Origin of the sequence: Paracoccus spongiarum (assembly GCF_030732095.1) — a bacterium.
In the GTDB taxonomy this organism is placed as follows: domain Bacteria; phylum Pseudomonadota; class Alphaproteobacteria; order Rhodobacterales; family Rhodobacteraceae; genus Paracoccus; species Paracoccus spongiarum.
The window spans coordinates 164,762-175,429 of sequence record NZ_JAVAMQ010000009.1; the positions used below are offsets into that span (position 1 = coordinate 164,762).

At 70.5% G+C, this 10,668-nt stretch carries 10 protein-coding genes; 4 read left to right on the top strand and 6 right to left on the bottom strand.

The annotated features are described in order from the left end of the window. Nucleotides 1–75: 75 nt before the first annotated feature. The 4 genes from fumC to tpiA form a co-directional block, all read right to left on the bottom strand. Nucleotides 76–1,470, bottom strand: a complete 1,395-nt coding sequence (fumC, locus tag Q5Y72_RS11710) for a class II fumarate hydratase (RefSeq protein WP_305963605.1) — start codon at nucleotides 1,468–1,470, stop codon at nucleotides 76–78. A 95-nt stretch (nucleotides 1,471–1,565) separates the two neighbouring features. Further along, the gene (locus tag Q5Y72_RS11715) at nucleotides 1,566–2,459 is read right to left on the bottom strand and encodes a dihydrodipicolinate synthase family protein (RefSeq protein ID WP_305963606.1); all 894 of its coding nucleotides are present in this window, start codon (nucleotides 2,457–2,459) and stop codon (nucleotides 1,566–1,568) included. A gap of 51 nt (nucleotides 2,460–2,510) precedes the next feature. Continuing rightward, complete coding sequence (locus tag Q5Y72_RS11720; protein ID WP_305963607.1) at nucleotides 2,511–2,993, bottom strand: SspB family protein; 483 nt, start codon at nucleotides 2,991–2,993, stop codon at nucleotides 2,511–2,513. A gap of 424 nt (nucleotides 2,994–3,417) precedes the next feature. Then, entirely contained in the window at nucleotides 3,418–4,176 is a 759-nt protein-coding gene (gene tpiA / locus Q5Y72_RS11725) for a triose-phosphate isomerase (protein WP_305963608.1), read from the bottom strand. A 159-nt stretch (nucleotides 4,177–4,335) separates the two neighbouring features. Between tpiA and Q5Y72_RS11730 the strand changes: the two genes are divergently transcribed. Together Q5Y72_RS11730 and Q5Y72_RS11735 are read left to right on the top strand one after the other, a co-directional pair. Beyond that, nucleotides 4,336–5,043 carry a TspO-related membrane protein gene (locus tag Q5Y72_RS11730; protein ID WP_305963609.1) on the top strand — a complete coding sequence of 236 codons (708 nt, stop codon included), beginning with the start codon at nucleotides 4,336–4,338 and terminating at the stop codon, nucleotides 5,041–5,043. A 15-nt stretch (nucleotides 5,044–5,058) separates the two neighbouring features. Next, the gene (locus Q5Y72_RS11735; protein ID WP_305963610.1) at nucleotides 5,059–5,613 is read left to right on the top strand and encodes a glutathione peroxidase; all 555 of its coding nucleotides are present in this window, start codon (nucleotides 5,059–5,061) and stop codon (nucleotides 5,611–5,613) included. Nucleotides 5,614–5,617: 4 nt separating this feature from the next. Here Q5Y72_RS11735 and Q5Y72_RS11740 read toward each other — a convergent pair whose 3' ends face one another. Then, the gene (locus tag Q5Y72_RS11740) at nucleotides 5,618–6,301 is read right to left on the bottom strand and encodes an SDR family NAD(P)-dependent oxidoreductase (protein ID WP_305963611.1); all 684 of its coding nucleotides are present in this window, start codon (nucleotides 6,299–6,301) and stop codon (nucleotides 5,618–5,620) included. Beyond that, entirely contained in the window at nucleotides 6,298–7,689 is a 1,392-nt protein-coding gene (locus Q5Y72_RS11745; protein ID WP_305963612.1) for a cryptochrome/photolyase family protein, read from the bottom strand. Before Q5Y72_RS11745 ends, Q5Y72_RS11740 begins: the two co-directional genes overlap by 4 nt. A gap of 157 nt (nucleotides 7,690–7,846) precedes the next feature. Between Q5Y72_RS11745 and cobA the strand changes: the two genes are divergently transcribed. Beyond that, nucleotides 7,847–8,623, top strand: coding sequence for a uroporphyrinogen-III C-methyltransferase (gene cobA / locus Q5Y72_RS11750; protein ID WP_305963613.1), 777 nt, complete (start codon nucleotides 7,847–7,849; stop codon nucleotides 8,621–8,623). A gap of 101 nt (nucleotides 8,624–8,724) precedes the next feature. Next, nucleotides 8,725–10,668 (top strand): calcium-binding protein (locus Q5Y72_RS11755; RefSeq protein ID WP_305963614.1); only part of this gene is annotated, 1,944 nt, incomplete at its 3' end.

Consider the following 10,668-nt stretch of genomic DNA (forward strand, 5'->3'; position numbering starts at 1 on the left):
TGGGCGCCACATTCACCCGGTGGCGCGACGACCGGGGCCATCGCGCCCGTGAGGGTGGCCCGCCGAGCCGCCCTGTCAGCCCTTCGGGCCGATCATGTCCTCGGGGCGCACGATCCGGTCGAAGGTCTCGCCATCGACGAAGCCGAGGGCGATCGCCTCTTCGCGCAGCGTGGTCCCGTTCTTGTGGGCGGTCTTGGCGACCTTGGTGGCATTGTCATAGCCGATGGTCGGCGCCAGCGCGGTAACCAGCATCAGCGATTCCTTCATCAGCTTGTCGATGCGGGCGGTGTTGGCCTGGGTGCCGACCACCATGTTGTCGGTGAAGGACGAGGCCGCATCGCCCAGAAGCTGCATCGACTGGATGACATTGTAGGACATCATCGGGTTGTAGACGTTCAGTTCGAAATGCCCTTGCGAGCCGGCAAAGCCCACCGCCGCGTCATTGCCCATGACATGCGCGCAGACCATGGTCAGCGCCTCGGCCTGGGTGGGGTTCACCTTGCCGGGCATGATCGAGCTGCCCGGCTCGTTCTCGGGCAGGATCAGCTCGCCCAGACCCGAGCGCGGACCCGATCCCAGCAGGCGCATGTCGTTGGCGATCTTGAACAGCGAGGCGGCGACGGTCTTCAGCGCGCCGGAAAAGAATACCATCGCGTCATGGGCGGCCAGCGCCTCGAACTTGTTCGGCGCGGTGACGAAGGGCAGGCCGGTGATCGTCGCGATCTCCGCGGCGATGGCGCTGTCCCAGCCCTTGCGGGTGTTCAGACCGGTGCCGACCGCCGTGCCGCCCTGCGCCAGTTCGTAGATCTGCGGCAGGGACATCCGCACCCGTTCGATCCCCATGCGGACCTGGTGGGCATAGCCGCCGAATTCCTGGCCCAGCGTCAGCGGTGTCGCATCCTGCGTATGGGTGCGGCCGATCTTGATGATGTCCCTGAATTCATGGGCCTTGGCCGCCAGCGCGTCATGCAGTTTCTGAAGGCCGGGGATCAGCACGTCGCGCGCCATCATGCCGATGCCGACATGCATCGCGGTGGGGAAGGTGTCGTTGCTGGACTGGCCCATGTTGCAATGGTCGTTCGGATGCACCGGCGTCTTGCTGCCCAGTTTGCCGCCCAGGATCTCGATGGCGCGGTTGCCGATCACCTCGTTGGCGTTCATGTTCGACTGCGTGCCCGACCCGGTCTGCCAGACGACCAGGGGGAAGTTGTCGTCGAACCTGCCCTCGAACACCTCGGTGGCGGCCTGTTCGATCGCCGCGCCGATGCGGGGGTCAAGATCGCCATTCGCCTGGTTGACCCGCGCCGCCGCCAGCTTGATCGCGCCCAGCGCCCGGATGATCGCGACCGGCTGGCGTTCCCATCCGATCGGGAAGTTCAGGATCGAGCGTTGCGTCTGCGCGCCCCAGTATTTGCTGGCGTCAACCTCCAGCGGGCCAAAGCTGTCGGTCTCGGTGCGGGTCGTGGTCATGGCGTTGCTCCCTCGCGGTGTCGCGGCAGCTTTAGCCGCCGCGGGATGGATTCGCAATTGGTATGCAACGGTATGCTGCAATGCGGCCGCGGTGCTCAGGCGGCTTCGGCGGCCCGCATCGCGGCCATCACCCGGTCGCGCTGCGCCTCGGGCAGCGGCAGGATCGGGCGGGGCGGCAGGGCGTCGGTCAGTCCGGCCTCGCGCGCGGCCATGAACATCACCCGCAGGCTGCCGAATTCGCGGAACAGCTCCCACAAGGCGCCGAAGGCCGCGTCGCGGCGCGCCGTTCCGGCCGCATCGCCGGTGATCGCCGCCCGCGCAAGCCTCAGGAAGGAGTCGGGCAACAGCCCCGCGGCGACGCTGAAGAACCCGTCCGCGCCGGCCAGCAGCGATTCCGCCGCGCCCCAGTCGCCGCTGTATCCGATGGCGAAATCGGAGGGCAGGGCGGCGCGCAGGCGGCCGATCTCGGCGGTGAAATCGCCATCGGCGGGCAGGGGCATCTTGACGCCCGCGACGGTCGGCAGCCCGGCCAGCCGCTCGAGAAGCCGTTGCGAGAAGGTGAAATGCGTGGTCGAGGGGTTGTTGTAGATGCACAGGGGCAAGCCCGTCGCGGCGGCGACGGCGGCGAAATGCTGGAACACCTCCTCCTCGGTCAGCGGGGTATAGCTGACCGGGGCCAGCAGCAGCCCCGCCGCCCCGGCGCTGGCCGCGTGGCGGGCAAGGGCGGTCGCGTCATCGCTGCGCAGGGCGCCGATGCCCGCGATCACCGGCACCCTGCCGCCGATCGCGTCCAGCGCGACCTCCAGGACCTCGCGCCGCTGATCCGGCGTCAGATAGGCATAGCCGCCGGTGCTGCCCAGCAGGCCGATGCTGTCGACCCGCGCCCGCGCGACCGGCTCGAGAACCCGGCGCAGCGCGTGGTGATCGCAACGCCCCTCGGCGTCGGTGGGGGTGATGGGAAAGGCCGAGACGCCATGAAACAAGGACATGCGCAATACCCCCTGCGGTGACGGACATCGGGTCGGGTGTTGACCGGCGTCCTATTTGCGCCAGCGATCCAGCTGCACGACCTCGCCGCCGCCATTCGGGCTGCCGTCGGGGTCCTGGTCGTCCTCGCCACCCAGCTGCGCCAGATCCTCGTCGTCCCCGTCATCCTCGTCCTCGGCGTCCTGCGTCTCGAAGCGCAGGCCGAACTCCACCGAGGGGTCGACAAAGGTCCGCAGCGCGTCGAAGGGGATGCGCATCGGCTCGGGCGAATTGCCGAAGTTCAGTGTGATCGTGAAGCCTTCGTCATCGACGGTCAGGTTCTCGAACCAGTGCTGGATGACGATGGTCATCTCCTCGGGATAGCGTTCGCGCAGCCAGTCGGCCATCTCGACGCCATCCTCGCGCGTGTCGAAGGTGATGAAGAAATGATGCTCGCCCGGCAGGCCGGCCCGGGCGACGCCCTCCAGCACATCCGCGATCAGCCCCTGCATCGCGCGATGCATCATACCGCCATAGTCGATTCCCGAGCGCGCCATGCCCATTCCCCTGCTGATTGGCCCCAAGCATAGGCATATGGGTGGGGATGAAAAGGGGCCTGTTGGGTCCTGCATCGGCGATCCGCCCGGCAAGGGGCCATCCGCGGGGCCGCGGGGCGGACAGGAATGCAGACCCTTGAACGAAGCAGCCCGGGGGCGCTGGGCGCCTGTCGAGAGGCGGCAGAATCGCCGGGTGCCGCCGAAGGGCCCGGAGCGGCATCCGGCCGCCGGGACCCGGTCTGCGACGACGAGGAGGTCGCAGCGAGACGGCGGCGCGGCGGCAAGTCCCGGGCCGGAAAAGCCGCCGCTGGTGCATCGCCTGCGGGTGTCGCATCGCGCATGGGTCGTCACGGGCGGCAATCACTCGCGTCGAGGGGTTCTTCGGTCCCGTCCTGCGACAGGGTCGGACCGTCAGGCCCGCGGATCAGGCGGCTCCGACCGCTGCGGCCAGCGCCGCGATGATGCCGCCGAAATCCTCGGCCTTCAGGCTGGCGCCGCCGACCAGTGCGCCATCGACATCGGCGATGGCGAAGATCTCGGCCGCGTTGCCGGGCTTGACGCTGCCGCCATACAACAGCGCCATGTCGGCGGCGTCCTTGACCCGGCCCTGCAGCCCCGCGCGCAGGAAGCGGTGCACCTCGGCGATCTGGTCGATGCCGGGCGTGCGCCCGGTGCCGATCGCCCAGACCGGCTCGTAGGCGATGACGGTGTTGGCGGCGCCGGCACCCGGCGGCAGCGAGCCCGCAAGCTGCGCGCCGATCACCGCCAGCGTCTCGCCGGCGTCGCGCTGCGCCTCGGTCTCGCCAAGGCAGATGATCGCGATGAGGCCCGCGGCATGTGCGGCGGCGGCCTTGGCGGCGACCCCGGCATCGGTCTCGCCATGATCGGCGCGGCGTTCCGAATGGCCAAGGATCACGTGGCTGGCACCCGCCTCGCGCAGCATCGCGGCCGAGATGTCGCCGGTATGGGCACCCGCCGCGCTGGCATGGCAATCCTGCCCGCCGACCGCGATGGACGTGCCTGCGGCGCGGGCCGCCATCGGCTGGATCAGGGTCGCGGGCGGGCAGATCAGCACATCGCAGCCCGGCGCGGGCTGCGCGGCGGCCAGCGCGTCGATCTGCGCCAGCGCGGCCCGATCGCCGTTCATCTTCCAGTTGCCTGCGGCCAGTTTGCGCGGTGCCATGCCTGTTCTCCTTCGCTGTCGCCCCCGGATTAGGCGCAAGACGCCGGCGGTGCAACGCGCTTGTCGCGGCGCGGCCGTGCGCGGCAAGCCGCCGCAGGCGGGCGGCGGACCCGAACCGGTTTCGGCGCGTTCAGCCATCGACCGCTGACCGGAGATGCCATGTCCCGCCCCCTCGCCATCCTCGTCCTGCTTGCCACGCTGGCCTTCGCGCTGTCCACCGTGGTGTCGCAGAACTTCGCGGGCTATCCGCCCGACCTGTTCCCGGTGCCGCAGACCGATCCGCCGGTGCAGCCTGCGGGCTGGGCGTTCTCGATCTGGGGGGTGATCTATCTGTGGCTGCTGGCCAGTGCCGGCTTTGGCCTGTTGCGCCGGGCGCAGGACGCGGACTGGACCCCGGCGCGGCTGCCGCTGCTGGGCAGCCTCGCCATCGGCGCCTTCTGGCTGGAGGTGGCGGGCCGCGCGCCTGTCTGGGCGACCGCGATGATCCTCGCGATGCTGCTGCTGGCGGTGCTGGCCTTCCTGCGCGCGCCGCGCCGCGACCGCGCCTGGCTGGAACTGCCGCTTGGGCTGTACGCGGGTTGGCTGACGGCGGCCTCGGGCGTGTCGGCGGGCATCGTCGCGGCGGGCTTCGGAATCCTGACCGCGCAGGTCGCGGCGATCGCGGCGCTGATGGCGATCCTCGCGGTGGCGCTGGCGGTGCAGCGCCTGCGGCCGGCGGGGGTGACCTATCCGCTTGGCGTGCTGTGGGCGCTGGCGGGGGTGATCGGGGCGAGCCTCTCGCCCGCGAACGGGACGCTGCTGGCGCTCGCGGCATTGGGATGCCTGCTGCTGGCGGCGCGTGTTATCCTGTCCATGACCCGCAGCTGAGAAAGGGCCACGCTCATGCATCGCCGCCTGTTCCTGTCGCTTGCCACCCTTGTTCCCGCCGCCCTTGCCGGTCTTGCGCCCCGGCGCGGCCGGGCCGCGGGGCCGGCGCCCGCCTTCACCTTCCCCTCGATCGACGGTGGCAGCCTGAACACCGCCGACTGGCGCGGCCGTCCGGTGCTGGTCGTGAACACGGCTTCGATGTGCGGCTTTGCCGGGCAGCTGCGCGACATGCAGGCCCTGCACGAGGAGTTCGGCCCGCGCGGTCTGGTCGTGCTGGCGGTGCCTTCGGACGATTTCAACCAGGAACTGGCCGATGCGGCGAAGGTCAAGGAATACTGCACGCTGGAATACGGCATCACCCTGCCGATGACCGATATCCTGCCGGTCGCGCGGGGCCAGGTCCATCCCTTCTATGCCTGGGTGCGCCAGCAGACCGGCTTCGTGCCGAAATGGAACTTCAACAAGGTGCTGCTGGGCCCCGAGGGACAGATCCTCGGCAGCTGGGGCTCGTTCGCCAACCCCGGCGGGCGGGCGATCCGCGCGGCCTTCACGCCCTATCTGACGGCCTGAACGCTCACCACGGCACCCGTTCGCCCTTCCAGTCACGAAAGCTGCCGCTGTCCTCCGGCGTCAGACCTGCGATCACCGACAGCAGGGCCGCCGCGCTGTCCTCGGGGCTGATGGTGGGGTATCGGGCGGCATATTTCGCGGTCAGCGGGGTCCGGACCGTGCCCGGATGCAGCGCCACGAAGATGCTGCGCGGGTTGCGGCGGCGCCATTCGATCGCGGCAGTGCGGATGATCTGGTTCTGCGCGGCCTTCGCGGCGCGGTAGCCGACCCAGCCGCCCAGCCCGTTATCGCCGATCGAGCCGACGCGGGCCGACAGCGAGGCAAAGACCGCCCGCCGGTCGCGGGCCAGACGCGGGGCGAAGGCCCGGATCGCCAGCGCCACCCCCGTCGCGTTCAGCGCGAACTGCGCGGCCATCGCGGCCGGATCGACCGCATCAAGGCTTTTCTCGGGCTCGTGGCCGTCGATCACCAGCGCGCCCGTGGCGTTCACGATCAGATCGAAATCGGTCCCGGCCAGGGTGTCGGCGTGGCGGGCCAGCGAGGCCGGATCGGTCAGGTCCAGCCCGTCGTCGCGCCGCGACAGGCCGATTGCCTCGGCGCCCGCACCGCGCAACCCGGCCAGGAGCGCCGCGCCGATGCCGCCGGATGCACCGAGGACCAGCGCCCGTCGCGGCGCCGCATCGCTCATGGCTTGAACTCCTCATAGGCGGTCAGCGCCCGGGCGCGACCCTGCGCCAGCGAGATCGCGGGCGCCGGCGGTCGCGCCAGGTCGATCTTCCATGACAGCGGCGCGGCGCGGGCAAACTCCTGCGCGCCCGCCGCCGAGGCCTTCAGCCAGTGGTCGCGATAACGCCCGGCCGCGTCGAATTTTTCGGCCTGGGTATCGGGGTTGAACACCCGGAAATAGGGCGCCGCGTCGGGGCCGCAGCCGGCCACCCATTGCCAGTTCATCGCGTTCGAGGCGGGGTCCCAGTCGGTCAGCGTGCGGGCAAACCAGTCCAGCCCGACCCGCCAGTCGGTCAGCAGGTGCTTGGTCAGGTAGCTGGCCGCGATCATCCGCACGCGGTTGTGCATCCGCCCGGTCACGAACAGCTCGCGCAGGCCGGCATCGACCATCGGCACGCCGGTCGCCGCGCGCCGCCAATCCTCGGCGGCGGCGTTGTCGCGCCGCCACGGAAAGTCCTGCCACTCCTCGCGCCAGCAGGTTCGGCCCATCTCCGGCGCGTCGTGAAACAGCTCGCGCGCGAATTCGCGCCAGCCCAGCTCGCGCAGGAAGTCCTCGACGCCGGGGCGGCCGTCGCGCCGCGCATCGCCCGCCACCTGCCAGATGCGCCGCGGGCTGATCTCGCCCACGGCCAGCGCATCCGACAGCCCCGAGGTACCGGCATCGCGCCAGGGCTGATCGCGATGGGTGGCGTAATCGGCCACCGGACCGTCCAGGAAATCGTGCAGCCGTTGCAGCGCGCGATCCTCGCCGGGCTCGACGTGGCCTGCGACCACCGGCCAGCCCCGGCGCATGGCCGCGCGCGCCTCGGGCCAGTCGGGATCCTTGCCATCAGCATCCTCGCTGTCGGGCCAGTCCGCCGGCGATGACAGCCGCGGCACCGGCAGCGGATCGGCGATCTGCGAGGCGCGCAGGGCCCGCCAATAGGGCGTGAAGACCTTGTAGATCCCGCCCTGCTGGGTGGTGAGGGCGCCCCGCCCGGCCAGATCGGCCAGCGGATGCAGGACAAGCCGCGCTCCGCCGCGCTGGGCCGCCGCCGCAAGCCCGTGATCGCTGGCGAAGGGAAAGCCCTCGGTGGCGTGGATCTGCGTGGCGCCGGTCTGCCGCGCGATCTGTTCCAGCACCCCGGCGGGCGCGCCGCGCCGAACGATCAGCCGGCTGTGATGACGATGCAGCGCGGCTTGCAGCCGGGGCAGTGACAGCGCCTGCCGCTGCGCGCTGGCCGGGTGGTCGCGCGCCTCCTCGGGATCGAGGATGACCAGCGGTATCACCTCGCCCTCGGCCGCTGCCGCGCACAGCGCCGGATGGTCGTCCAGCCGCAGGACGCGCCTGAACCAGCAGATGACCGCCATGAACCTCTCCTTGCCTGTTTCCCGAACACACGCGCGGGGCGCGGGAAAGTTTCCCGTCTCAGGGTTAATTCGGCCCGGGCGGGGGGCCAAGCGGCATTGTCAGGGCAGGGCGCGATGGTATAGCTGATCGGCAGTTTCCGCCGCGAAAGCCATGGCCTTGACCGATCCCGCCCCGCCGACTGGTTTCGTCTCGCTTGTCTCGGCGGGGCCGGGCGATCCGGAACTGCTGACCCTGAAGGCCGCGCGCCGGCTGGCCGAGGCGCAGGTCGTGCTGTTCGACGACCTGGCCTCGGGGCCGGTCCTCGACCATGCCGCGCCCGATGCCGAGCTGATCGCGGTGGGCAAGCGCGCGGGCCGGCCATCGGCGCGGCAGGATCATGTGAACGCGCTGATCGTCAGCCATGCGCGCGCCGGGCGGCGGGTGGTTCGGCTGAAATCGGGCGATGCGGGCATCTTTGGCCGGCTCGAGGAAGAGCTGCTGGCCCTGGCCCAGGCCGGCATCCCCTTCGAGATCGTGCCCGGCGTCACCTCGGCCAGCGCGGCGGCGGCGGCGGCGGGGCTGCCGCTGACGCGCCGGCTGACCGCGCGACGGGTCCAGTTCGTGACCGGGGCCGATGTCACCGGCGACCTGCCCGCCGACATCAACTGGGCGGCGATCGCCGATCCGGCGGTGACGACAGTGGTGTTCATGGGCCAGCGCAGCTTTCCCAAGCTGGCCGAGGGGCTGCGTGCGCATGGCCTTCCGGGCAGCACGCCGGCGCTGTTCGCCGAGGCGGTGGGCCATCCCCACCAGCGGCTTCTCCGCTCGAGCGTGGACGGGCTGGCGGCGATGCTGGCGGGCGCCGAGGTCAGCCAGCCGGGGCTGATCCTTTACGGTCCGCTCGCCTTCACCGCCGAGACCGGGTTGGCCGAAACGCCGGGTAAAAGCGCCTAAAATCCCGGCTATCCCGGTGCCAGAAGGGTGCAGATCGTGCATCTTCGGGGCTCCGGCGCACCCGCTTCTGGGGGCGTCGCGGGACCTCGCGCGGACCGGTCATGCTCGCCTATCGTCACGTGGTCACCTTCGGGACCACGGAAACAAGCTGGCTGTCGAATGTCACCGATCTGGCACTGACGCGGATCGGCGGCCAGATGCTGCTGTTCAGCGCAACCCATTTCGGCGGCGGCGTCGCCAGCTTTGCGATCAGCGATCCCGACAGCCCGCTGGCGATGATCGACAGCCAGCCGTTCCTGTCGACCTTCACCCATCAGGGAATGCCCGAACTGACGCTGCTGAGCCTTGGCGGCACCAGCCAGCTGCATGTCGGCCAGTTGGCCGGGGCCGAGGGGCAGGCCGTGGCCATCGGCGCGAGCGGACAGCTGGACGGCTTTGCGCCGCTGCTGCCCGAGGCGCAGATCGGCCCGCGACTGACTGCCCTTGGCCAGTTCACGGGCGCGGCGGGCGACCACCTCTATTCCGGCCATGCCGGCGCGTTGCGGCTGGTCGTGCAGCGCCTGGCGGGCGATGGCCAGCTGGTCACCACCTCGTCGGTGACCCTGCCCGCCAGCGGCGCGATCGAGGGCGCGTCGCTGGACAAGATCCTCGATGTCAGCATCGGCGGCCAGCGCCTGCTGGTCGCGATCTCGTCGGGCGGCAACTTCATCTCGGCCATGCAGGTCTCGGATGACGGCATCCTCGGCCCGGGCCAGATGCATGTCGCCGCACAGGGCAGCGGCTATTACATCCCCAGCGACGCGGCGATCCTGCAGGCCGGGGGCGACACCTTCCTGGTGGTCACCGGCTCGACCTCGTCCTCGCTGACGGTGTTCCGGCTGTCGACGGACGGCACCATGGTCATCGCCGACCACATCATCGACGAGCTGACGACCCGGTTCCAGTCAGCCACGGCGCTGGCCACGGCGGTCGTGGGCGGGCGCGGCTTCTTCTTCGTGGGTGGCGCCGATGACGGCATCAGCGTCTTCACCATCCTGCCCGACGGGCGGCTGCTGCATCTCGACAGCATTGCCGACACCGACGGGATGACGCTGGCCGATGTCGGCGCGATCGAGGCGCAGGTCGTCGACGGCAAGATCCTGCTGGTCGTCGCCAGCACGACCGAGACCGGGCTGACCCAGCTGCTGTTCGATCCCGGCAGCATCGGTCAGACCGCCGCGGCCGGCGCCGGCGTGGTCGTCGGAGGGGCGGGCGACGACATGCTGACCGCGCAGCCCGACACCACCCGGCTCGAGGGCGGCGCGGGCGACGACATCCTGGTATCGGGCAGCGGCGAGATCACCATGATCGGCGGGGCGGGCGCCGATACCTTCGTTCTCAGCCGGGTCGCAGGGCGCATCATCCTGCATGATTACGAGCATGGCGTCGACCGCATCGACATGTCGATGCTGGGCATGATCCGCAGCACCTGGCAGCTCAGCTTCGCGCCGCAGCCCTTCGGCATGCGGATTACCTATGGCGCGACCACGCTGGACATCCGCACCAGCGACGGACAGCCGCTGAGCGCGGCCGATTTCGACAATGCGATGTTCCCCGTCGCCCACTACCTGATGCCCGACCTCGATCCCGTCGCGGTGACGCCCGAGGATACGCCCACGACGGTGGGCCGCTGGATCTTCGGCAATGACAGCGCCGAACAGCTGCTGGGCGCCGCGGGGGCCGACAACATCGCGGCCCGCGGAGGCAACGACACCGTCTCGGCCGGCGCGGGCAACGACACGGTCGCCGGCGAGGGCGGCGACGACCGTCTGCGCGGCGGCGACGGCGACGACCTGATCGGCGGCGGTGATGGCGGGGATGTGCTGTTCGGGGATGCGGGCGACGACAGCCTGCAGGGCGATGCGGGCGACGACACGCTGTTCGGGGATGCCGGCGCCGACCTTCTGCAGGGCGGTGCCGGGCGCGATCTGCTTTATGGCGGCGAGGGCAACGACCGCCTGTATGGCGAGGGCGACAACGACACGCTGTCGGGCGAGGCCGGCGAT